Origin of the sequence: Streptomyces sp. NPDC051180, from assembly GCF_040689545.1 — a bacterium.
GTDB lineage: Bacteria > Actinomycetota > Actinomycetes > Streptomycetales > Streptomycetaceae > Streptomyces.
In genome coordinates this window covers 195,118-216,676 of record NZ_JBFBBC010000010.1, presented here as the reverse complement: position 1 = coordinate 216,676, position 21,559 = coordinate 195,118, and the positions used below count along the sequence as shown (strand labels likewise).

The 21,559-nt window shown below is 70.4% G+C and carries 23 protein-coding genes; 6 read left to right on the top strand and 17 right to left on the bottom strand.

Going from position 1 to position 21,559, the window contains the following annotated elements:
• Positions 1–111: 111 nt before the first annotated feature.
• From AB0424_RS19855 to AB0424_RS19840, 4 genes are all read left to right on the top strand, one after another.
• Complete coding sequence (locus tag AB0424_RS19855) at positions 112–516, top strand: hypothetical protein (RefSeq protein ID WP_366307118.1); 405 nt, start codon at positions 112–114, stop codon at positions 514–516.
• Positions 517–670: 154 nt separating this feature from the next.
• Positions 671–2,812 (top strand): phage holin family protein, encoded by a 2,142-nt coding sequence (locus tag AB0424_RS19850; protein WP_366307116.1) that lies wholly within the window; start codon positions 671–673, stop codon positions 2,810–2,812.
• Between the two features lie 133 nt (positions 2,813–2,945).
• Positions 2,946–3,329: a hypothetical protein gene (locus AB0424_RS19845; RefSeq protein ID WP_366307114.1), complete on the top strand. Its 384-nt coding sequence runs from the start codon at positions 2,946–2,948 to the stop codon at positions 3,327–3,329.
• Between the two features lie 61 nt (positions 3,330–3,390).
• Positions 3,391–3,543 (top strand): hypothetical protein, encoded by a 153-nt coding sequence (locus tag AB0424_RS19840; RefSeq protein ID WP_366307113.1) that lies wholly within the window; start codon positions 3,391–3,393, stop codon positions 3,541–3,543.
• A 60-nt stretch (positions 3,544–3,603) separates the two neighbouring features.
• Here the strand turns inward: AB0424_RS19840 and AB0424_RS19835 are convergent, their stop codons facing one another.
• The 7 genes from AB0424_RS19835 to AB0424_RS19805 all read right to left on the bottom strand — a co-directional run bounded on the left by AB0424_RS19835 (position 3,604) and on the right by AB0424_RS19805 (position 10,407).
• Entirely contained in the window at positions 3,604–4,812 is a 1,209-nt protein-coding gene (locus AB0424_RS19835) for a low temperature requirement protein A (protein WP_366307111.1), read from the bottom strand.
• A gap of 243 nt (positions 4,813–5,055) precedes the next feature.
• Positions 5,056–6,225, bottom strand: coding sequence for a site-specific integrase (locus AB0424_RS19830; protein ID WP_366307109.1), 1,170 nt, complete (start codon positions 6,223–6,225; stop codon positions 5,056–5,058).
• Positions 6,226–6,289: 64 nt separating this feature from the next.
• Positions 6,290–6,523: a helix-turn-helix domain-containing protein gene (locus AB0424_RS19825; protein ID WP_366307107.1), complete on the bottom strand. Its 234-nt coding sequence runs from the start codon at positions 6,521–6,523 to the stop codon at positions 6,290–6,292.
• Between the two features lie 309 nt (positions 6,524–6,832).
• The gene (locus AB0424_RS19820) at positions 6,833–8,377 is read right to left on the bottom strand and encodes a YfjI family protein (protein ID WP_366307105.1); all 1,545 of its coding nucleotides are present in this window, start codon (positions 8,375–8,377) and stop codon (positions 6,833–6,835) included.
• A 151-nt stretch (positions 8,378–8,528) separates the two neighbouring features.
• Positions 8,529–9,479, bottom strand: coding sequence for a bifunctional DNA primase/polymerase (locus AB0424_RS19815; RefSeq protein ID WP_366307103.1), 951 nt, complete (start codon positions 9,477–9,479; stop codon positions 8,529–8,531).
• 83 nt (positions 9,480–9,562) lie between these two features.
• Positions 9,563–9,916 (bottom strand): hypothetical protein, encoded by a 354-nt coding sequence (locus AB0424_RS19810; protein ID WP_366307101.1) that lies wholly within the window; start codon positions 9,914–9,916, stop codon positions 9,563–9,565.
• 11 nt (positions 9,917–9,927) lie between these two features.
• Entirely contained in the window at positions 9,928–10,407 is a 480-nt protein-coding gene (locus tag AB0424_RS19805) for a hypothetical protein (protein WP_366307283.1), read from the bottom strand.
• Between the two features lie 262 nt (positions 10,408–10,669).
• On the opposite strand from AB0424_RS19805, the gene AB0424_RS19800 reads away from it, so the two are divergent.
• Positions 10,670–10,921 (top strand): hypothetical protein, encoded by a 252-nt coding sequence (locus tag AB0424_RS19800; RefSeq protein WP_366307099.1) that lies wholly within the window; start codon positions 10,670–10,672, stop codon positions 10,919–10,921.
• A 26-nt stretch (positions 10,922–10,947) separates the two neighbouring features.
• Here the strand turns inward: AB0424_RS19800 and AB0424_RS19795 are convergent, their stop codons facing one another.
• The 8 genes from AB0424_RS19795 to AB0424_RS19760 are packed head-to-tail and all read right to left on the bottom strand — an operon-like array spanning position 10,948 to position 17,057.
• Complete coding sequence (locus AB0424_RS19795; protein WP_366307097.1) at positions 10,948–13,041, bottom strand: hypothetical protein; 2,094 nt, start codon at positions 13,039–13,041, stop codon at positions 10,948–10,950.
• 2 nt (positions 13,042–13,043) lie between these two features.
• Complete coding sequence (locus tag AB0424_RS19790) at positions 13,044–14,627, bottom strand: hypothetical protein (RefSeq protein ID WP_366307095.1); 1,584 nt, start codon at positions 14,625–14,627, stop codon at positions 13,044–13,046.
• Positions 14,624–14,875 (bottom strand): hypothetical protein, encoded by a 252-nt coding sequence (locus AB0424_RS19785; RefSeq protein WP_366307093.1) that lies wholly within the window; start codon positions 14,873–14,875, stop codon positions 14,624–14,626. Before AB0424_RS19785 ends, AB0424_RS19790 begins: the two co-directional genes overlap by 4 nt.
• Positions 14,876–14,889: 14 nt before the next feature.
• Entirely contained in the window at positions 14,890–15,228 is a 339-nt protein-coding gene (locus AB0424_RS19780; protein WP_366307091.1) for an RRQRL motif-containing zinc-binding protein, read from the bottom strand.
• Positions 15,228–15,458 (bottom strand): hypothetical protein, encoded by a 231-nt coding sequence (locus AB0424_RS19775; RefSeq protein WP_366307089.1) that lies wholly within the window; start codon positions 15,456–15,458, stop codon positions 15,228–15,230. Before AB0424_RS19775 ends, AB0424_RS19780 begins: the two co-directional genes overlap by 1 nt.
• On the bottom strand, positions 15,455–16,459 hold the full coding sequence (locus AB0424_RS19770) for a DUF2637 domain-containing protein (protein WP_366307087.1): 1,005 nt from the start codon (positions 16,457–16,459) through the stop codon (positions 15,455–15,457). The genes AB0424_RS19775 and AB0424_RS19770 overlap by 4 nt, the downstream gene beginning before the upstream one ends.
• Entirely contained in the window at positions 16,456–16,794 is a 339-nt protein-coding gene (locus tag AB0424_RS19765) for a hypothetical protein (RefSeq protein WP_366307085.1), read from the bottom strand. The genes AB0424_RS19770 and AB0424_RS19765 overlap by 4 nt, the downstream gene beginning before the upstream one ends.
• Complete coding sequence (locus tag AB0424_RS19760; protein WP_366307083.1) at positions 16,791–17,057, bottom strand: DUF6284 family protein; 267 nt, start codon at positions 17,055–17,057, stop codon at positions 16,791–16,793. Before AB0424_RS19760 ends, AB0424_RS19765 begins: the two co-directional genes overlap by 4 nt.
• A gap of 509 nt (positions 17,058–17,566) precedes the next feature.
• On the opposite strand from AB0424_RS19760, the gene AB0424_RS19755 reads away from it, so the two are divergent.
• The gene (locus AB0424_RS19755) at positions 17,567–18,700 is read left to right on the top strand and encodes an XRE family transcriptional regulator (protein WP_366307081.1); all 1,134 of its coding nucleotides are present in this window, start codon (positions 17,567–17,569) and stop codon (positions 18,698–18,700) included.
• Here the strand turns inward: AB0424_RS19755 and AB0424_RS19750 are convergent.
• Positions 18,684–19,460 carry an NUDIX domain-containing protein gene (locus AB0424_RS19750; RefSeq protein WP_366307281.1) on the bottom strand — a complete coding sequence of 259 codons (777 nt, stop codon included), beginning with the start codon at positions 19,458–19,460 and terminating at the stop codon, positions 18,684–18,686. The genes AB0424_RS19755 and AB0424_RS19750 overlap by 17 nt on opposite strands.
• A 154-nt stretch (positions 19,461–19,614) precedes the next feature.
• A complete protein-coding gene (locus tag AB0424_RS19745) occupies positions 19,615–21,183 on the bottom strand; it encodes a hypothetical protein (RefSeq protein WP_366307079.1) in 1,569 nt (522 codons plus the stop codon).
• Positions 21,184–21,559 lie beyond the last annotated feature (376 nt).

The following is a 21,559-nucleotide window of genomic DNA, read 5'->3' as shown; positions in this document are numbered from 1 at the left end:
GGCCGCCGTGTCCGATGTCCGCGGCCGTACTCCGCCTCCGTAACGAGGGTAAATGTCCGGAGCGTGCTCCGGAGGATGTTCGGCCGTCCGGTTCCCCAGTAGGGTCGGTCCATGGACGACGTTCGGGTGGCGGCGATCGCCAGCCTCACCCCGCTCGAAGAGCTGGACAGCGACCCCTTCCTTGTCGACACGCGCGGCCAGCACGCGATCTGTGCCCGCTGGGCGGAGGACCAGGGGTACGTGATCGCCCGCAGCCTGCTGTTCCACGGGCTCAGGCCCGACCACGAGGCGCTGTGGGCGGACGTGGAGGAGGGCGCGGTCGACCTCTTCGTCGCGGCCAACGAGAGGGTGCTCGCCCGCGCGCTGACCTCCGTGCCCGCCTTCCGCGCCGAATGCGCGCGGCGCGGGGTGCGGGTGGAGACCGTCCGCCCCGACGAACCGGTCTACGACACGGCGGCCAAGGCCGGTGTCCACCGGCGGCTCTCGATGCCGACCGCGGGCTACGACGGCTCCTGACCCGCTGCGGTCCCGCGGGCCCCGACGGCACCCGACCCGCCGCGGTCCCGGCGGACCTGACGGACCGGAGCCGCCCGACGTCACCCGTTCGACGACCCCGCCCTGGGCGTTGTGCCACGCTTGGGGCAGGTAACGGGCGAAAGGTGAAGCGGGCGTGGGTGACGGGCGATGGGGTGGCGCCGAACGCTGGCGGTCCGCGGGCCGGACGGTGACGCGGGTGGTCGCGGTCTGGGCGGTGTCCACCCTCACCATGCTCGCGCTCGCCGGGCTGCTGCCCGACTTCGAGCTCCAGTCCGCCGACGGCGACAGCCTCACCCGGACCGCCCTCACCGCCGCCACGGCCGCCGGCGCCTTCGGTCTCCTCGGCGCCCTGGTGTGGCCCGTGATCGTCCGGGCCCTGCTGCTCGTCCCGGCCCTCGTCCTCGGCGTGCTCGTCTTCTTCCTCAACGGCTCGCTGCTGCTCGTGGCGCTCTGGCTCATCCCCGACGGCCGCGGCGCCGCGAACCCTGAGACGGCCGTCGTGGTCGCCGCCGTCATGTCCGCCGTCGCCTCAGCGACCTCCACCGCCCTCGCCGTCCGCGACGACGACGCCTACCGCCGCCGGCTCTACCGGCTCACCGGCCGCACCCGGCCGCGCGACCCCGCCGACCTGCCGGAAGTCGTCCCCGGGACGGTCTTCCTCCAGCTCGACGGCGTCGGCCACCACGTCCTGCGCGGCGCCGTCGCCGACGGACTCATGCCCACCGTCGCCGGCTGGCTCGACGCCGGCCACCGCCTCACCCCCTGGCGCACCGACTGGTCGAGCCAGACCGGCGCCAGCCAGCTCGGCATCCTGCACGGCTCCAACGAGGACGTGCCCGCCTTCCGCTGGTACGAGAAGGACACCGGCCGGCTCATGGTGTCCAACCGCCCGGCCAGTGCGGTGGAACTCCAGCGCCGGGCCGTGCACCGCACCGGCGACGGCGGGCTGCTCACCGTCGACGGCGCCTCCCGCGGCAACCTCTTCAGCGGCGGGGCCGACCAGCTCGCGCTCGTCCTGTCGATGGCGGCCCGGCGCGGCCGCCGCAACCGCTCCCGGGCCGGCTACTTCGCGTACTTCTCCGACCCGGCCAACGCCGTCCGCACTGCCGGCTCGCTCGTCGCCGAGTGCGGCCGCGAGATGTTCCAGTCGACCCGGGCCCGTCTGCGCCGCGAGACCCCCAGGGTCTCGCGCGGCGGCCTGTACCCCTTCGTCCGCGCCTTCGCGACCGTCGTCGAGCGGGACGTCGTCGTCTCCGCCGTGATGGGCGACATGCTGGCCGGCCGCACCGCCGTCTACGCCGACCTCGTCGCCTACGACGAGGTGGCACACCACTCGGGCCCGCACGGCCGCGACACCGACCAGGTCCTGCGCCGCCTCGACCGGGCCGTCGCGCTCATCGCCACCGTCGCCGAGCACGCCCCCCGGCCGTACCGGATCGTGCTCCTCTCCGACCACGGGCAGAGCCCCGGCGAGACCTTCGAGGGGGCGTACGGACTCACGCTCAAGGAACTCGTGCGGGCCGGCTGCGGACTGCCCGTGCCGCGCCGGGTCCGGCGCACCCGCAGCGGTTCGGAGGCGCGGGACGCGGCCCGGGACGCGCTGCGCAGCGCCCTGCACCGGCCGGTCGACGAGACCGGCGAGGCCGCCCGGGAGCTGCCCGCCCGGCCGTCCGAACCGCTGGTCCTCGCCTCGGGCAACCTCGGCCTGGTCTCCTTCCCCGACGTCCCCCACCGGATGACCCGCGAGGAGATCGACCGGCGCCACCCGGCCCTCCTGCGCACCCTCGCCCACCACCCGGGCGTCGGCTTCGTCCTCGTCGCGAGCGACGAGCACGGCTCGGTGGTGCTCGCGCGCGACGGCGTCGAGGTGCCGGTCGCCGAGCTGGCCGACGCGGGACCGCTGGCCGTCTTCGGGCCCGGCGCGGCGCAGGCGGTACGGCGCACCGACGGGTTCCCGCACGTCGCGGACATCATGGTCAACTCGATGTACGACCCCGCCACCGGCACCGTGCACGCCTTCGAGGAACAGATCGGATCCCACGGCGGTCTCGGCGGGGAGCAGTCCCACCCCTTCCTGCTCTCCCCGCCGGACCTCTCGCCGCCCGTCGCCCCGGGGGAGGAGCTGGTCGGCGCCGAGCGGGTCCACCGGGTCCTGCGGCGATGGCTGCGCGAGTCCTCGGGGCCGCAGGTGCCGCTGGAGACCGCCCCGCACCCCGCCCGTCCCGACCGGCGCCCACCCGTCGACGGCCCCGTCGTGCGGGACGGCAACCACTGAGCGGACGCCCCGGCGCCGGGCCCCGGCCGTGACCGCCGGTGCGGTGAATCCGTCGCCCCCGCTGTAGGCCGCCCGGGCGGAACTCACGGGCCGGGCGCCGCCCGCGCACCCGGACGGGGCAGTACGGATATCCGTGAGCCCCGCGTCCGGACCGAACCCCGCGCCCGCCTTCCCGGCGGGGCGCCGGGCACGCCCGGAGCGGGGCAGGCACCGGTGGATCGCGCTGCTCCTCGTCCTCGCCGCGCTGTTCGGCGCGGGAGCCGCGGCCACCCTCCCCGGCGGCGGCGCCGAATTCCGCAGCGCCGCCTTCCCCGCCTCCGACCCGGGCGGCGAGACCCACGACCCCGCCTCCACCGAGGCCGGACTCGCCGGCCGAGGCCGCCGGCACGGCACCGGCCTGCGGCCCATCGGGAGCCGTCCAGGCCCCCACCGGGCCCGCGGGCTCCGGTGGACCCCCGCACCCGTCGTCCCCGCACCGCGCGGCGACGCCCTCCGGCGTGTGGTGATGCGCTGCTGAGAGGCCCGTGCCTCCGCAGCCGAACGACGTCACCTTCCCCCGCACCGCGAGGAGTTCCGCCATGCCCGTCGACCCGTACGCCGTCCTCCAGGCCCTGCTGCGCGCCGAGGCGTCCCGCGCCCAGCGCGCCGACCGTTCCGCGGCGGAACCGGCCGCCCCGGCACCCGCCCCGGCGCCCGAGCCCGCCGCGCCCCGCGGCGAACCCGCCCGCTGACCCACCGGCCCCGTCCGGCCAGGGCCCCGATCCAGGCCCTGGCCGCGGGGGCGGCCGGACTCAGGCCGCTTCCGCCACCCCGACCCCGGCCGCCGAGCGGCGGCCGTGCAGACCGACCAGCACCGCCGCGAGGGTGGCGAGCACCCCGAGGGCCACGAGCGCGGGCACGAGGGCGACCGCCGGGCCGGCGACCAGACAGCACACGCCGCCCACCGCGAGGGCGATGGGGCGGCGGCCCGAGGTGCGCAGCACGATCGCGGCGGCGCCGAGCAGGAAGACGCCCACGCCGCCGGTCAGCGACCACGCCACAGCGCCGTGCAGGGGTTCGGCGAGGCCGTAGTGCCCCGTGTCCGCGACCTGCTGGAGGACCTTCTTCATCCCGAGCGCGCAGAGGACGACGCCGGCCACCAGCGGAAGGTGCAGGAAGGTGTAGACGTCGCGGGCGAAGCGGGTGCGCTCGTCGCCGTCGAGGGCGGTGAGCCGGTGCTCGGCGGCCTCGCCCAGCTGACGGAAGTACAGCCTCCACAGCCCGGCCGCCAGGAGCAGGCCCGCGGCCGAGGCCCCCAGCACGGCGTACGTGATCGGGAGGCCGGAGACGCCGACGCCCATCGCCACGATGGACTCGCCGAGCGCGATGATCACGATGAGGCCGTGCCGTTCGGCGAAGTGCGCGGGGGAGTTGACCCGCCAGCCCGATGACCCGGTGACGTAGATGCCGCCGTAGTCGACGGCCACCGCCCCCAGCCACAGCAGCAGCTGGATCCTTCCGCCGTACGCGCTCCCGATCAGCAGCAGCACCAGCGGCGGCGCCACCGACACCAGCGCGGTGCGCCGCAGCGTGGCCCTCAGCGCGGGATCACCCGGACTGGAGATCCAGTACGACGCCAGGTGCAGGACGCGCACGGTCCCGTAGCAGAGCACGAACAGCAGGGGCGCCGACAGCCCGCCCGCCGGGTCCGCGAAGACCTTCGGCACCGTCAGCGACACGATCAGGACCGTGGCCATCACGGTGACGAGCACCGCGAACAGGGCCCCCGAGTCCGCCCGCACCACGTTTCCCAGCCAGGCGAAGCAGCACCAGCACCACCACAGCAGCGCCAGCACCACCATGCCCCCCACCACCCGCACCGGCGACGGCGACATCGCCATCAACGCCGTGACCTGCGTGATCGCATACACGAACACCAGGTCGAAGAAGAGCTCCGCCGGCGTCACCTTGTGATCGTCCGCCGTGGCCACCAACCGGGCCCGTCCCCTGTTCCACGCCATCCCTGTCTCCCCCTCCGGGGCACCCTTCCCGGCCACCCCGGCGCGAACAATACCCACGCCCGCCCCGGCACGGAGCCCTGTCCGAACTCCGGCCCCGCACAAGGGATCACGGGCACCGGGGGCGGCATTACCTCCGGGGCAATCACCGTCCGCCGCCGAGATGCAATGTCCTCCCAGGTGACGCGCACGTCGGCCATCGCGGTCGCCACCAGGGGAGCCAAAGAGGGAGCCACTGGGCGAGAGCTACGTGCCGTCGGGCTTGAAGATCTCGTCCATGGCTTCGGCGCCTTCCGTGATCACCGGTCGGATCTGCTTGCGGTAGACGGTCTCGGTCGTCTGCGTGCCGCTGTGACCGACGACCCTCGCGATGACCTCGATCGGCGTTCCATGGTCGGAGAGAAGAGAGACGAAGCTTGTGCGCAGCTCCCTCGTTGTCCAGGTGCGCGGAGCGGGCAGGCCGGCTTCCTTGAGCAAGGCGCGGAAGTTCCTCAAGACGTTGGTTGAACTTCGCTGAGTCCCGTCGGCATGGGCAAAGACAAGTCGGCTCTCCGCCCACTCGATGCCGGCCGCCGCGCACTCCTCTTGTTGCTGCTGACGGTGCTGGGATAGCACTGCTGCGGCGTAGTGCGGCATGGTCAGCGATCTCTTGCTCTTGCGCGTCTTGGTCTCACCCCTTCGCCGGACAGAGCGCCATACGTCGATGTGCGGACGATCCCCGTCGCCCGCATCAATGTGGACGTGCGCCCAGGTGAGAGGTCGTTCCTCCTCGGTCCGTACTCCGACGAGCAGCGCCAGCACCACGTAGGCGTGAATCCACGAACCGCGGTCGGCTTGGAGGACCGCTTGAGCTTCCTCCAGCGCCAGGGACTTGCTGGGGCGGCCCTCCCGGCCGTGCGGAAGCTCTACGAGTTCAGCCACGTTGCGTTCCACGAGCCCCTCGCGCTGGGCCTGGGCGATCGACCGGCGAAGGATGGATCGAATCATCTTCAGGGTCTCGTGAGACACCTCATCCGCCTTGGCTGTCAGCCACTCATCGACTTCATCGGCGGTCAGTTCGTGAGTCCTGGCCTTTCCGAGGTCGGGAATGACGTGGTTGTTCGCCAGGCTTCGATAGGTCTTGAGGGTGTTCTCGTCACGGCCTCGCAGGCCGCGGATCAACCACTTGTTCACGGCGACCTCAATGGTGTGCCGACTGGAGGTCTGCACCCCCACGGCTAGACCCTTTCGCAGCTCACGAAGCTTCACCCGCACTTCGGACTTGGTCTTGCCGGACACCTTGGGCCGCCGGCGCTTCCCATCGGGCGTGTAGCCGAGCGAGATGGCTCCCACGTAGCGGTTCTTGGACTGGTCCCAGTAGATCGAGTCATCGCCGTTCGCTGCCTTCCTGCGCGCCGGAGCTTCCTCGCCGTTCATCTGGTGCGTGCCTTTCATGAGAGGAGGCCGCACCACGTGTGGTGCGGCCTCCGGTCGGTTGGCCTCAGGCGGCAGAGCGGGCTTCTTGCTTCAGCAGTTCGACGTACTCCTCGATGTACTCCGTCGGGACGAGACGCCGGCGCCCCACGCGAACGGTTCGGAGGCGACCCAGGCGGATCTCCTGCCAGGCCGTGGTGCGTTCGAAGCCGAGCACGTAGGCCGCATCCTCGACGGGGTGGAGGCGTCGCACGAGCGGCACTGCGGTGGTGGGTTGAGGCCCCGGGTTATCGGTTGCCATCAGGCTCCTTCAGCTCGGGTCGGGGCGTGGAAACCCCGGGAAGTGCTGACAGAACTGACAGAACCTCGGCGTACGGCCTCTGACCTGTTGGTTTGGCCGGATCGGCGGTTGTGACAAAACCTCAAAAAACTCTGACAGAACCTCGAAAACCTAGGTTCTGTCAGACCAGCCCTGTGTGCCGGGGCCGGGGTTTTTGGAGTTCTGTCAGAGTTTCCGGAGGTTTTGTCAGAGCTCCGAAAGTGCTCGTTTTCGCAGGTCAGGTGGCTGGTCGGGGGGTTCTGTCAGTTCTGTCAGTGGCTTGGGGGGTTTTCAGGCGCCAGGGGTGGCGCGGGGGTGGGTCTCGTAGCGGGGGGAGGGGGGCCGGCCGCCGCGGGTGGTGCGGGGCGGCGGGGGCTGTTGGCGGACCCAGCCGTGGTCTTCCAGGAGGTTCAGCGCGGGGTCGAGGTCGCTCATGGTGGGGAACTCGCTGCGGGGCATGGCGCGGAACAGGTCGCGTCGGGTGAAGGCGGTGGTGCGGGTGTCGGTGAGGTGGGTCAGGACGGTGTGGGCGGCTTCCTGGGCGGGGTCGGCCTTCATGGCGTTGAAGACGTCGAGGGCGTGGGCGGTGAAGTAGTCGCCGAGCTGGGTGGCGGCGGCCATCGTGGCTGCGGCGATGGGGCGGGTCCAGGCGTCGTCGGGGTGGGTGGCGAGGTGGAGGAGTCCGGAGATGCGGGCGACGGCTCCGTCGCGCTTGCTGGCCCAGTTCACGATCGGCGCCAGGCTCCCGTCCTTGCGGAGGCGTGCCTCGGTGACGCGCTGGTAGGCCAGCAGGACCGCGTCGGCCTCGGGGCTGAGGGTGAGCGCGGCGGGCTCGGTCCAGGACGCCAGGGTCAGGGCCAGGCGGCCGAGTTTGAGGGCGTAGGTGTCGGCGGTGTCGGCGGGCAGGAGTTGGGGGGTGAGGTTGCGGTAGCCGACGAGGGAGGCGGGCTTGGAGTAGAGGAAGCGGGCGAGCAGGCCGCGGCCGTCGGCTCCCTTGATCTGCCCGATAGAGTCCAGCACGTCGGGCTGCACCGCCAGGCCCATGGTGATGGCGGGGTTCTCGATGTACTGGCCGTCGCGGGCCTGGCGGTTGACCCGGGCCATGTCCCCGGCGTGACCCTTGAGGAAGATCCCCATGTTCGGCACCCCGGAGTACCGCCCGGCGATGATCTCGAAGATCTCCCCCTCCGGCGACAGGATCGAAATCCTCCCGTCCTGCTGCGCGAGCAGGGTGGTCAGGGACTCGGCGGTGACGTCGTCGGCGACGAGCTGCGGCTCACACGGCACGGACGCCCGCTCCGCCGCCTCGGACAGGGCGACGGCCTGGGCGGTCAGGTCGGCCAGCTTCTCGGGCTCCGCGTTCGCCGCGATCTTCTCGGCCTTCTCCGCCGCCGCCTTCGCGATCCGCGCCGACGCCGCGGCCTCGGCCCGCTGGGGTGCGGTCAGCTCGATGAGGGCCTTCTCGGCGGCCAGGAGCGGCTTGGTCATGAGGCCGAACACGGCGCTCTTGCGGTTGCCGGGCGGCAGCGCGACGGCGGTGTAGAGATTGACCGGCTCGCTCCACTGGCCCCGGACGGTGACGGTGAGCCGTCCACCGGCGGCGGTGCCGATCACGGCGAGGGCGAGGCACCCGGCGAGGTCGACGGGGGTCTGGGTCTCCTCCGCGACCCCGGCCGTCATCGCCCCCAGCCAGTCCGGCAGCGCGTCCACGGGGAAGGCCGGGAGCTGTCCGCGCGGGTTGAGCGGGACGGGCTCGTCCCACACGGGCCCGGCGATGGTCTCGGCGGTCATCTCCTCGTCGAACCCGGCCCACAGGTCCGGCTCGTGCACGCTCATGAGGCGTCCTTCCAAACGGTCCAGGCCGTGGGGCGGCTGGTGTGGGTGGTCGGGTGCGGGTCAGGGATGAAGGGGACGCCTTCGGCGACGACCCTCGGCGCACCACGGCCGGGGGTGGCCGGGGCCGGTCGGGCGGGGCGGGGGTGGTGGTTCATCGGGCACCGGCCAGGGCGTTGCGGGTGCTGCGGCGAATGCCGTCGCGGATGCTGGCCGCCGTACGCGAGGCTGTGAGGCCCTTGGCGAGCGCGGCCTCGGTCAGACGGTCGGTGACCTCCTGCTCCGACAGACTTCCGGCGGCGATGAGCCGGCCAAGGGCGTAGGCGGCGCGGTAAAGGGTGAGGTTGTGCTCCCCGTCCACGGCGGCGGCCAACTTGCCCAACTCCCCGTCCAGAGCGGCGGCGGCGTACCGGTCCGCGCGCCCGATGCGGGCCCGCACCGCGGCCACCGAGAGCGGCGCGGGTGCGGGCGGCGGGGTGAGGAGGTCACCGAGCCACGTGGGGAGGGGGATCGGCTCCACCGCGTTCACGACCTCATACGGCCGGCGGTGCACCACGCTCCCCGCGGCCACCACGTACCCGCCCCAGGCCCGCGTGTCGACCTTCCACCCCAGACGCCCTGCGCTCCCACGAAGCCGCTTTCCCTCAGGCGCGGTGAAGTACAGGTGCAGCCCGCCACGCCCGGTCCGCACCGTGTACGTCCCGGCCGGGACCGCATGCCCCGCGCGCTGGCAGACAGCCGTGAACACCTCGATCCCGTCGCGGAACCCCGCCCACTCGGCCGGCGCGGGCTTATCGGTGGGCTTGGGCAGGTCCAGGTCGACGACGACCAGCCCTGCCGGGCCGGTGGCCAGACCGACGTTGTACGGCTTGTGCGTCCACGCGGCCAGGATCTGCTCCCGGCCGGTCGTGGCCCGCTCCTCGGGCGTCCGGTGCCCAGCCTCGCACCGCCCGGTGGCGGGGCAGTGCTCCTCGGAGTGCCCGGCGGGCCGCTTCTCACCGGGACGGAGCGGAAAGACGGGCCAGCGGCGGGCGGCCGCGTCCAGAGCGGCGGTCAGGGTCGGCGGGCGCGCGCCGTCTCGCCGGTTCGGGGTCGGATGGGTCATGCTGGGTTCCTCCAGTTCTCTTCTGCATTGCTGGATTGAGGGCGACCCCGGACTTTGACGAGGCGGGGTCGCCCTTCTGGCTGTCACGCGGCGAACAGGCCGCGCTGCCCCGGCTCGACGTCGATGTCGACGACGCGCTGAGAGGGATCGGTGGCGACCGGGGCGAGGAGCGTGACGCGCTGGTCGGTGGTGGGTCCGTCGTTATGGAAGCGCCAGGTGCCGACGTCGTGCTGCTGCGGCCTGGCCCTGGTCGCGACCGTGTAGCGGCGGGGCTCGTCCGAGTGGGTGGCGTTCCAGTCCTCCGCGCACACCTTGTGGACGGCTTCCCCGGCGTGGGACCGCATCGGGGTCGGCCGGCCGCACAGGCAGCAGGGCCGGTCCTGGGTGCGTTCGAAGTGCCGGGCGTCGCCCCAGTCGAGGTACGGGACCTGGTTCACGGCCCCGGCCTTTACCGGTGGTTGATGGTGCCGTTGGCGCGGCCGAACATGCCGCTGGCGGTGATGTTCTGCGTGATGTGCGTCGTCCCCGACCCGCCGCCGCGGCCTCCGTTCGCCGCTCGGCGGGTTCCGCGGAGGAGGAGGGGGATGGCGGTGATGGCGGCGACGATGAGGGCGGCGGCGGACCAGAGGGCGTGGCTCATGGCGATGAGTCCCGGGGCGGCGTAGGAGAGTCCGATGCCGGCGGCGGCGATCCCGCCGCCGACGGTGGGCGCGAGGAGCGCGGTGGTTTTGGCCCAGGCCGGGATCGGCTCCGCGGTCGGGGCGGCCGTGGCCGGCGGCTGGGTGGGGTGGGTGTAGGCGAGGGTGCGGACCCCGTTGGGGAGGGTGACCCAGTCGACCCCCGGCGGGATCTCGGCGGGCAGGATGACCGGCTGCCGTACGACCGTGGGCCGGTCGGCGGGGTGGCGGTAGGAGGTGGTGGGGGTGATCTCGTACGGGGTGTCGGCGTGCACAACGCGGTCCCTTCAACGACGGCGGCCGGCCCCCTTGGGTGGGGGTCCGGCCGGTGCCTTGCTTGTCGTCTGTCTTGTCGTGCGGCTTGTCGCTTGTCTTGTCTTGTCGCTTGTCGCCTTGCAGGTCACAAGCCGTTTGAGGCCCTCAGCAAGCCACCCAGGGCCCTTCCCGTAGCAGTGGCGACAAGCCGGGGGAAAGGCGTGCCATGGGCTGCGGTCCGGGCCGTATCGTCGGCGCATGACTGACGACGCAACCGGCCGCCTGGACCTGGACTCCCATGTGCCGATCACTCTCTGGGCGCCGGACGTGGTGGTGCTGTTCCATTGGCTGATGGAGCTGGATTTCGACCGATTGCCGGTCAGTCACAAGGCGGAGAAGCAGGCACTGACCGATCTGCTCGCGCAGCTGGACGAGTGGGGCCTGGGAACCACCGAGGACGACCTGAAGCGCGCCCGGGAACTCGTCGCGCGCGACATGGGCTGGGAGTAGCGGCCCCGTCCCCGTTCCGCTGCGTCTCAGTCGGCGCGGGGGGCGTGGCGGTGGTGGACGTAGCGGGCTTTGGTGCCGGTACCGATGCGGACGGCGGTGCCGTCGTCGGTCCAGGTCTTGAGCCAGCCGACGACGGTCTGCCGGGAGGTGCCGTGCTCGTCGGCCAGGGCTCGGGCGATGGCGGAGGCGCCGGTGCCCTCGGGTCCGGCGGCGAGGAGGAGGGCGAGGGCGGCGGTGCGGGCCGCGCTGTCCTCCTCGCGCAGCGCGGAGAGGTTGAGCCCGCTGCCCGTGGGCGGCTGCCCGGCCGGCGGCTGCGTGCTGGTGGGTTCGGGGGCGGTGGCGAACTGGGCGTCGATCTGCTCGCGGAACTCCCGCGCCATCCGATCCGCCTCCGACTCGGCCGACGGCTCGGTGCCGCGGAGCGCGGACAGGTTCAGCCCGCCCGTCCTCCCGCTCGGGGGCGGCTCGGCCGGGGCGTCGACGTCGGGGGTGTGCTCGTGCATCCAGTCGATGCGGGCCGAGTCCCAGCGGCGGGCGTAGTCCGGCCCGGCCGCCTTCGCGGAGATCGAGTCCAACGCCGGGTGGCGGTCGGCGGTGGCGGCGACGATGTCGCGGATCTGGTGGGGCTTGATCCGCCAGGACTTGAACAGCGCGGCCGACGATTCCGGGGTGCCCATGAACCCCGACCCCTTGTAGGGGGCCTGGTCCACACGCAGGCCACGGGAGCCGGGGAACTGCTTGCCCAGGTCCATGCCCTCCGTCTCCCCGCCCGTGAGCGCGACCCGGACCTTCGCTTCGCGGCGGATCATCAGGTTGCCCAGCACCGACCCGGTGGCGCCCAGCGCGGTCAGGACGGTACGGATGCCCATGGCACGGGCGATCCGGATGACCTCCAGGATCTTCGCCGCGAGCTTGCGCATCGCCTGATCGGAGCTGGCCAGGATCTCCGCACCCTCGTCGATGACGATCTCGATCTGCGGGATCTGCGCCGAGACCGGCAGCAGGTCGGTGTTCGCCTTCGACATCAAGTCCTGGTAGGCCATCTTGCGGTGCTTGGCGATCCGCACCGCCGCGTCCAGCATCAGGGCGGCCTCCTCGTGGGTGGAGGCGAGCCAGTCGACCCCGGGCCGCATGCCCTGGCCGTCACCGGCGAGGGCGGGGCGGACCCAGGGCAGGCCGGCCGATCCGGCGTTGAGGTCGATGACCCAGGTCAGCACGTCCGTGGTGCGGGCGAACCCGGCCAGGATCGTGTGGACCATGTTCGTCTTGCCCGACCCGGTCGGACCGACCACCAGCGCGCACTGCTCGCGCAGGTAAGCCAGCACCTCACGACCGTCGGTCCGCAGCCCCCACGGAATCCCCGTGAGCAGAGACAAGGGGCTGTAGTCCGTGGGGTACTCGACCATGCCGATCAGGACGTTGACGGTGGTGACGTCGATGAGGACGCGTCCCTGGTCGATGCCCGGCGAGGCCGAAGCGGTGCAGCCATGCGGCAGCCGCGCGTCGGCCGACAGTCGGGCCGACTCCCGCGCGATCCGTTCGTACGTGGCACCGCCCGCGGGGAGTTCGGCGTCGATGGTGAACCCGGTACCGGTCGGCCACATCTCCACCGCGAGGACGCGGATGGTCAGGCCGCACACGCGCTGGACGCGGTCGACCCACTCCGCGGCGATCGCACGGCGGCCCGCGGACAGTTCCCGGGCGACCTGCCGTTCGGCCGCCGCGATCGCCTCCAGCTCGCGGGCCTCCTCATAAAACATCGTCGAGCGGGCGGCGGCCCCCATCCCCACCCCCAGGGTGGCGAGGGAGCCGATGGCGGCCCAGGTGAACGGGCCGGTGGTGATGGCCCAGGTGGTCCATCCGGCGCCGAGGAGCCAGGAGGCGGCGCGCATGGTGATGGTGCGGGCGGCGAGGCGTTCGCGGATGCTGGTGACGGTGTGGCCGATGGCGCCGGCGGCGCCGGCCGCGAGGGCCCATCCGGCGGGCATGCCGGTGGCGGCGCCGGTGGTGGCGAGGGCGAGGGCTCCGGTGGTGGCGGACAGGGCGCCGGTCACGGGTCCGTGACCGGCCGCCCAGTCCCACACCGGCCCCGTGCTGGTGGTGGCGGTGTTGTGGGGCATGGTCAGACGTTCCATCCCTTCTCGGCCTCGGGCCCGTTGCGCGGGTCCTCGTGGCGGGCGATGTCCTGCTCGTGGGCCTCGCGGAACAGCGGCCCCATGTCCTCCGCGACCTCCACCGCCCCCATCAGGGCGGCGTAGATGTCGTTGAAGCCGTCCGCGACCGGCTTCTCCAGCGGGAACTCCGAGTCCGCGCGCTCGGCCAGGACCTTCATCACGTTCGCCACGCTGGTCAGCGCGGCCGGGAGGCCCTCGACCATGGCGAGGATCTCCATGGCGTTCTCGGGCTCGTAGCTATTGGCCGCGGCTTCCATCTCCGCGGCGTACTCCTCAAACCGGAAACCCGACACACTCTCTCCCTCGGTCACTTCGCTGGTGGCGGTGGTGGGGACGAGACCGGCCGGACGCTCGGCCGCCTCCCCGATCTGCTGCTCGTTGTCCTGCTGTTCGGCCTCCGCGTCGGTGGCGGCCTCCTCGCTCTCCCGCTGCTCGCGGATCGCCTCGTCCCGGTCCTGGCGCTGGTCGGCGGCCGTCTTGACGAGGCGGTGGTAGAGGCGGCGGCCGGGGTGCTGCAGCCAGGCCCAGCCGAGCTTCCGCCCCAACGGGGTGGTCAGCATCCCGACCAGGCCCAGAGCTCCGGCCAGCAGGGCGGCGAGCAGGCGGCGGCCCTGGAACCGGGCCGCCGACTTCCACAACGCCTTCCGGGCCTTCGCTCGCGCGGGGGCCTTGCGAACGTCGGAGCGCTGGGCGGCGACCTTCCCGGCCGCCGCCTTGTCCCGCGCCTTGCGGAGCTTGCCGACGGCGCCGCCGCGGGCGGCCCCGACACGGCCGGCCGCCTTGCCGACCGTCCTCCCGACCGGGCCCTTCCTCGCAGCGGCCGTGGTGCGGGCGGCGGTCTTGGCGTGCCGTCGGGCATCGGCAACCTGACGGCGAGCGGCCGTCGCCTCCGCCCGGCGCCCCGCCTTGGACGGCTGGACCGAACGGGCCTGCTCGCGCAGCGCCTTGACCTGCTCGACCCGACCCCGCGGCTTGCCCGCGGCCGACGATCCGGCCGACAGCGAACCCAGTCCGGCCGACCGCGACCCGGCTTTCTTCGCCGTGCTGGGCTTGCGGGTGCCGGTGGCCGCCGTGCTGGCCGACCGCAGCGTGCCGGACGGGCCGCGACCGGCCTTCCTGCCTCCGGTGGACGATCCGGCGGCCGACCGGGTCCCGGGCTTGCTGCTGGTCGTGGACCCGCGCTTGGGTTGGGCCGGGACCCGGCCCGACCCGGCCGATCCGCCGTTGGCCTTGCCCGGCTTGGCCTGCCGGGCCTTGCTGGTCTTGCGGGTGTGGGCGGCGGCGCCCAGGACGACGGCACCAGTCATCGCGACCGCCGCGGCGACGGGTCCGCCGACCAGCGCGGCCCCGGCCAGCAGAGTGACCGAAGCGTTCGCGCCGGTGGTGGCCAGGGGGAGCACCGGCCAGCCGCCCACCGTGTGCTCCACCTCCTTGCTCTTCTCCTGCGTGGCCGGGACCGTCTCCAGGCTCGGAACGGTGGCGGTTTCCGGCTGGGGGCTGGTGAGGACGGGTTCGGTGCTGAGGTCGGTCATCGTGCCGCCTCCTCGTCGGTGAGGGTGTTGAGGGAGAGGGCGAAGTAGAGGACGACGGAGCCCTGCATCGTCGGGTACTCCTGCACGGCCTCGATGCGGAGCTGGGTGAGGATGTCGTAGCGGGTCATCCCCGGGGTCGGGGTGAAGGTGCCGGAGACGGTGCACGCCCCCAGGCGGCTGTTCTGCAAGCTGAGGACGTACAGGTGCGTGCCCTGCTGGGCGGTGTTCTGCTGGGTGGTGCTCTGCACGGGAAACCTCCAGGTCAGGACACAAAGTGATGGGGTGCGTCCGCGCACGGGACGCACATGCCGAGCGAGGCGGGGATGCGGTATCCGGCATCCCGCCCGCAGGCGGGGCAGACCCGGCGGGCGGCGTTCGCCTTGGCCAGCGCGGCCCGCTTCGCGTCGGTCATCGGGCGGACCGGCAATGCGAGGTCGATGCGGAAGAGGATCGCGATCAGCGGTTCGCGTCGGCGGCGGGGGCGTTCGAGCTGGGCGACGACCGGCTGACCGGCCGGCCGCAGCCCCAGCGCCCGCAGCTGCCTAAACGTCGCCAGGCCCTCCGGCGCCAGACGCCACCGGTAGACGGGCAGACTGGCCATCAGCCGAGCCGGTGGTGCGAAGCCCGGCAAGCGGTGGCGTGCGCGTTCGCCTCGTCACGGGCGAACGCGAGACCGTGCTCGCTGGACAGGTCGCCGCAGCCGTGGCAGGACCAGCAGGCGGAGTGCCCGCGCTCGCTGCCCGTGACGTCGACGGCCGCCCCGGTCTGGTTGTGCAGCCGGATCAGCAGGTCGGTGGGCTCGGGCGGGTTGCTGTTCGGGGAGAGCTTCACTGCGACGCTCCTTCCAGAGCCGGGACGGAGTGGTTGTCGCGGAGTTCCTGGTAGCGGCCGGTGACCCAGCCCGTGGACCAGCCACACAGCTCCGCCGCCGCACGCACGGAAAGCCCGGCGTCGAAAGCCGCGGCCACGGTCCGCAGGGCCAAGTCCTTGCCCTGCTGCTCCTGCGCCGGACCGGCGGCGAGAAGCTGGGCGCGTTCACGCTCTACGCGCTCGGCCTGCTCCAGCTGCTCCCGCGCGGCCCGCTCCTCACGGTCCCGGCGCTGCCGCTCGGCGCGTGCGACGGCCTCGCGTTCAAGGCGTTCACGCTCTACGCGCTGCTGTTCACGCTCGTGTTCACGGCGTTCACGCTCCGCCCGCACCGCCGCCTCGATGGCCGCGGCCCGCTGGCGTTCCTCGCGCTGCGCGCGCTCTTCCCGGTCGGCCTGTTCACGGGCGAGCGCGGCCTCGTGGTCGCGCTGTTCACGCGCCAGGCGGGCCTCGAACTCCCGCGCCTCCCGCTCCCGCAGCTCGGCCGCCTGAGCACGTTCGGTGGCTGCCTTCTCCCGCTCGATGCGCTCGGCCTGCTCGTGCTGCTGCATGGCGGCGAGGGCGGCGGTGATAGCGCGGCGGTAGGCCAGACCGGTCTCCGCGGTGACGATCAGCAGCAGCGGCGCAACCGCATGCACCGCCACTCCGACCAGGTCTTTCCTCAACGCGGAGTCGGCGACGTTCAGGGCCAGGGTCATGCAGCCGGTCATCCACCGCAGCGCGATGGGCCACCGGCCGCCGTGCCCGCCGAGACGGGCCAGGACCGAATCCAGGCGGACGACGATAACGACCGCGGCGTCCACCACCAGCGGCAGAATCGGCGCCGTCCACCGCCAGGCTTCCGGGGTGTGGGCGGCCATCAACGGGGTGACCGTGAGGATCGAGTACAGCATCGCCCCGGCCACAATCAGCCACGTCCCCACCGACAACGCGCGCTCCGCTGAACGGATCTGAACACCGTTCACGACGACGCCCCCGACCCCGCCAGAACCGGCACCGCGGCCGTGACCTCGGCGTAGCCGATCAGCATCACCTCGGCCCCGGCGAACGTCGCGTGAACGCGCAGGACGCCGGTCTTGCCGCCGATCTGAACGCGGTGAACAACGTCCTCGGGGGCGATGTTCAGGGCCTCGCGCCACGCCTCGAATCCGGCGAAGTCGTCGTGGAACGTCAACTCCAGCCGCTCCGGATAGATCGTCGAGACCTCCACGGTCGGCGCCGGCAGGTGCCCGAACTCCGCGCCGAGCAGCCGCAGCGCCAGCAGCGGGGCGGACAGATCCGCCAGCGTCCCGGCCCTCACGCCGCACCACCGGACTGCGCCGCGGCGGCGCGGTTGGTCAGGTCCCGGCGGGCCGCGGTGACCCGGCGGCGGGCCCGGCGGATGCGCCGCTCGTCCAGCTTCGCCGCCGGCCGGTCGAGCATCTTGATCTGCGCGTCCAAAAGGTCGACCTCCGCCAGGATCAGCGGCATCTCGCTCTCGATCGCGTCCAGCTCCGCGTCCGACGGCTCCCCGCCAAACGCCAGACCCGCACTCGTGGCGGGCAGTGTGATGATGGACCTCATGGGTCGTGCTCCCTTCGAGAAGGAACGGCCCGAACGAGGTCCCGGAGTGCCAGCTCCGGGACCTCTCGCCGTCTAGAACCAGGGACGGATTTCCACCGGCTCCCCTCAACCCCGCCCGTACGCGACGGGCAGAGGAGGTAACCGGCCGCGACACGGAAGCGCCGCGAAGCGGTGGTGTGGATCAGATGTCTCCTTCGGGTGCGAACCCAAGGCGTATGGAGACGCGGCCTTTCGGCCTCAAGCCCTCCGGTCAATGACAAGGCGCCGGGCCGCCTCCCCCCGTCCACAGCGGGGCTCCTGGGTCGAGCACGTCCCAGTAGGCCCGCTCCGGGCCATCTGGTGCGCACCAGTAGATTGGCATCTGGTGCGCACCAGATGCAAGCTCTTTGGTCTGCTTGCCTTCGGTACGCATCTCCAGGGAACGGCCAGAGTGGGGTGCCCTGGTAGCCAACTGGGGTTAACCTCAGGGGTGTTAACCAGCTCCCACCTCGGGCTTTGCAGGAGGCGGCGTGACTAAGGGGTTAAGGGCAGTTCGGACTGCGCGAGGTTGGTCGCAGGATCGATTGGTCCACGAAATGCTGCGGTTTGCGGAGCAACGGCTGCTCGACATCGCTTCGGCACCCAGTCTCAAGACGTATGTGTCGGAGTGGGAGAACGGTCGGCGCACTATCACGGACCGATACGCGGGGATCCTTCGCCCGCTCCTGGGTGCCACGGACGCCGAGCTGCGGGGCGAAACCAAGGTGCCCGAGCCTCAGGCGGATGGCTACGCGGACCTGCTGAGCCGGATCGATGCGGCAGGCACCCTGAGTGAGTCCATGGTGCCGTCGTTCCTGGCTCAGACCGAGCTTCTCCGCACCATGGACCGGCAGATGGGCGCGGCCGGCCTGGTTGACCAGATGAACGGCCATCTGGCCTCAATGGAAGAGGCGTTGACCTTCGCCGTATTGCCAGGAGTGCGACGGCCAGTTGCGACGGCTCTCGCCGGGGCTTCTACCCTCGCAGCGTGGCAGGCGTTGGACGCGGGGGCCGTTGACCGTGCGTGGCGGAGGTACGAACTTGCTAAGAAGGCCGCCCAAGACGCCGAGTCCCCGCTCTATCTGGCGCACGCCATGGGCGAGCAGGCGTATGTTCTCGCAGACGCTGGCCGTCCAAAGCTGGCGGTCGAACTGGTGCAAGACGCGCAGCGCACCCAGCGCGAGAGGCAGTCGCCGCGGCTGAGGGCGTGGCTCGCGGCCGCCGAAGCCGAGTTGTGCGCCGCTGTGGGGCCCGAGATGGAATCTGCGGCGCAGGCGGCGCTTGAGCGGGCGACACAACTTCTCCCGGATGATGGCGAGGTACGCGACGCCGACATGCTGAGCATCTTCCTCAACGTCGGCCATCTGGCGCGGTGGCGTGGGAACGTTCTTGCCAAGCTCGGCGACGCCTCGGCGATGGCGGAGTTGTACGCGTCACTCGACAGCGCCGATGAGTCCTTCGTACGTGCGAACTCCGGCCTCTTCTGCGACATTGCCCAGGCGCACCTGGCCCGGGGAGAGTTTGACGACGCACGGTCCCATCTCCAGAAGGCCAGGCTGCTGGCGAACCGCACGGGGTCCGTGCGGCATCGCCGTCGTGTGGAGATGCTTACCGGTCGCCTCTAGTGCGGGATGCCAGGATGTGCAGCAGGGCCACGAGTGTGCCCGACCCCATGAGCTTGCCCTCGGACATGAGTCGAGGAATGTCTTCGAGGGGGATCCAAGCAATTTCCCCTGCTTCTTCGATGTCCGTCGGATCGCCTACCTTCTCGGCACCGTGGGCCACGAAAATTTCGTGCGGCGAGTCGACCATGCCGATCATCGGCTGGTAGCTGACAATGTGCTCTACAGGGCCGGGACGCCAGCCGGTCTCTTCCTCGGTCTCACGGGCCGCCGTGGCCATGGCGTCTTCGCCGGCGTCCACGATTCCGCCCGGTAGCTCCCAACCCCACTGCTGTGGGACAAAGCGGTACCGCCACAGCATGAGAACGCGGTTCTGGTCGTCGATCACCGCGGTGACGGCCACACGGAAGAGACGCACTACGTGATGCTCAAAGCGCTCTACGCCGGGAGGCTCCACGTCAACCAGGTCCAGGTTGACCCAGCGGTTGTCGTACACGCGCCGTGTGCCGTGGATCTTCCATGGCTCACTCTCGGCCGGGGTCGGGGCACTGTCACCACCAAGGACCCGATACGAACTCCGGTCATGAGCACGGATCAAGCGCTCACTCACGAGGCGTGCAAGTACCTGACGCAGTGCGGTGCGACCGATCTCAAGCTCAACGCTCAACGTGCGCTCAGATGGCAGTTTCTCGCCGGGACCGTATCGACCCGACTCGATCCATGATCGAATGGTCTCGTAGACCCTCTGTGTCTTGGGTCCCATTGTCAGCGCACTCCTGATTTTTCGATTGATGGTGGCCACCTTAGTGGAAGGTTGATCGGCTGATCCAGGTGGTTCGGGTTACCCCCTCCGAATGGCGCTTTTTCTCTCGTGGGGAGTTGGTATTGACGTTCGCGTTCTGTGAGTATTTATCCCTTTAACCGCCGACCAGAATGAGATTTCCTCGACTTGTGGAGTCAGTGGTCAGGAGTTCCGGACGTTCGTATAGGGCCTTGAAAGCGGAAATCGCGATCTCAATAGATCGCTCCCTATGCTTAATCGCTTCGACGAAATTTGGCTCCTTCGTACCATGAACGAGGTTGCTGCGAACGCCGTACAGCTTCTTTATTTCGGTAAAAAGTGTCTTTCGGTTACTTGGGTCGTTCGGCTCTAGTGTATGAGCGATTGAAGCGGCGACTCGGAAGCCTACTTCCCCCTGGTTTGTTCCGAAGAGATTCTCCCAGCAGATAACCGCGTCCACGAAGGAATCCATTGGATCGAACCTCTCAGAGGTTGCGGAGAGGAGCCTCCTCATGCCCATGTCTAGGTTTCCGGGATTGGCCGCCACCTTAGACGACCATTCGATGGCCCTGGCTGCCGCTACCGAATCGATCTCTAGCAGCGGGCTGTGGTGGGAAATTGAATGATGGATGCTATATCCAACGGTTCGACCGTTTAGGATTGGATTGTTTATGGTCGTCGCCACGCCGAGTGGTGCGTGAGGGCTTCCCTCGCACGAGAAGAGGATTGCCAGTCGTTCGAGGTCAACCTTTCGACGCAGGTCTGACTGGGCTCTGCTTAGTTCACTTTGAAATTTATCCCAAGATGACTGCTCCTCGCCCGCCGGGGCGGTGGGCTCCATGCCGAGGATCTCGATTTGACACTCGATCTCCAGAACTGACTTCACGTCTGTGGCATCGATGAACGCGCGAATATCGCTAGGTGTGGAGGGGCGCAGGGTGCCACCCGACAAGCGAACGTGGGAGCCGTCCGGGATTGTGATGTTACTGATCCCAATTAGGGCGGTTGTTTTGGTCTTCCGATTTCTGGCCAGTGCGCGTGCTTGTTGAATGGACTGCCTGACAAGGGTGAAGTATTCGTCGGCCGTCGACTCGTTAGATGTCTTGTGCAGTGCTGATTGCAGAAGCTGCCCGGCAAGACTTCCGAGCTGGAGCGTCGAACCTGATCCAGTTGACCAGTAGATCATTGAACTAACGTCCAAGCCCATTCCGTCATAAGTGTCAGCCGGTGGTGCACCAGGAAATAGCTTTGCGAGATCTGGATCGCTCAGGATTAGCCGGGGGAGAGGCTTCACGGAAGGCTTTTGGAAAGTGACCCCACTCGGGATCGCAAGGAGCATGCTGCCGAGGCTATCTTCTGGCAGAGGTGTAAAAAGAGCGGCAGGGAAGACGTCGCCTGCAATATCAAATAGTGCAGCCTCAACTTGGTCTGAACTTCCCTTTCTCTCAACTCGCCCTCCACAGGACTCTCGAAGGGCGTTGGGAAGGGATGTTTGCGAGGTGTCCACGTACTGCATCACGGTAATTCTGGCCATCTGGGCCTGGAAATTTTCGCTGGCAGACCGTGCGTTCTGGGCTATCGATTCCAGGCTTTCGATTGCTTCCTGCTGCTCCGATGAGAACGTCGTTGTGTCGATTTTATCGAAGGGGGAATTGATGCAGTATTCGACGAACCGGTCCCCGAAGAATTCCCTGGCTGCTTCCATGACGCGATCATAGTGCTGGCGGCGCAAGGGGAACCCGTGAACAAGAAGACTCCAGGGTCGACGCGGCTGCGGCTGCGGTTGCAGTGGCGCAGGGCTGCGGCCGCTGCTGGACCGCCTTGCCGCAGGTACCAGCGAACCGATCAGCCCGTGATGGGACGTCCCTCATCTGGTCTGCACCTTTCGTCGCTCGCTTGTGGGCAGGTGCCCTGGCGGCACGGCATTGGTGCGGGGAGCCACACGGGGAGCCACTCGTGGCGACACCCAGCGGACGCAGGCGGACGTGAGCGACCTATGTGGCTCCCCCACGCGGGTGGGGAGGGGCGCTCGTTCAAGGTGTCGGAGGGCCCTGCATTACCTCCGGGGTAATCGACCCCCT

Excerpts from the sequence above, each read along its gene's own strand:
- AB0424_RS19795 (WP_366307097.1), bottom strand. The coding sequence starts at position 13,041 with ATGCCCCACAACACCGCCACCACCAGCACGGGGCCGGTGTGGGACTGG.
- AB0424_RS19825 (WP_366307107.1), bottom strand. The coding sequence starts at position 6,523 with ATGGCAACCGATAACCCGGGGCCTCAACCCACCACCGCAGTGCCGCTC.
- AB0424_RS19815 (WP_366307103.1), bottom strand. The coding sequence starts at position 9,479 with ATGACCCATCCGACCCCGAACCGGCGAGACGGCGCGCGCCCGCCGACC.
- AB0424_RS19800 (WP_366307099.1), top strand. The coding sequence starts at position 10,670 with ATGACTGACGACGCAACCGGCCGCCTGGACCTGGACTCCCATGTGCCG.
- AB0424_RS19820 (WP_366307105.1), bottom strand. The coding sequence starts at position 8,377 with ATGAGCGTGCACGAGCCGGACCTGTGGGCCGGGTTCGACGAGGAGATG.
- AB0424_RS19750 (WP_366307281.1), bottom strand. The coding sequence starts at position 19,460 with ATGGGACCCAAGACACAGAGGGTCTACGAGACCATTCGATCATGGATC.
- AB0424_RS19760 (WP_366307083.1), bottom strand. The coding sequence starts at position 17,057 with ATGAGGTCCATCATCACACTGCCCGCCACGAGTGCGGGTCTGGCGTTT.
- AB0424_RS19855 (WP_366307118.1), top strand. The coding sequence starts at position 112 with ATGGACGACGTTCGGGTGGCGGCGATCGCCAGCCTCACCCCGCTCGAA.
- AB0424_RS19780 (WP_366307091.1), bottom strand. The coding sequence starts at position 15,228 with ATGGCCAGTCTGCCCGTCTACCGGTGGCGTCTGGCGCCGGAGGGCCTG.
- AB0424_RS19790 (WP_366307095.1), bottom strand. The coding sequence starts at position 14,627 with ATGACCGACCTCAGCACCGAACCCGTCCTCACCAGCCCCCAGCCGGAA.
- AB0424_RS19745 (WP_366307079.1), bottom strand. The coding sequence starts at position 21,183 with ATGGAAGCAGCCAGGGAATTCTTCGGGGACCGGTTCGTCGAATACTGC.
- AB0424_RS19830 (WP_366307109.1), bottom strand. The coding sequence starts at position 6,225 with ATGAACGGCGAGGAAGCTCCGGCGCGCAGGAAGGCAGCGAACGGCGAT.
- AB0424_RS19835 (WP_366307111.1), bottom strand. The coding sequence starts at position 4,812 with ATGGCGTGGAACAGGGGACGGGCCCGGTTGGTGGCCACGGCGGACGAT.
- AB0424_RS19840 (WP_366307113.1), top strand. The coding sequence starts at position 3,391 with ATGCCCGTCGACCCGTACGCCGTCCTCCAGGCCCTGCTGCGCGCCGAG.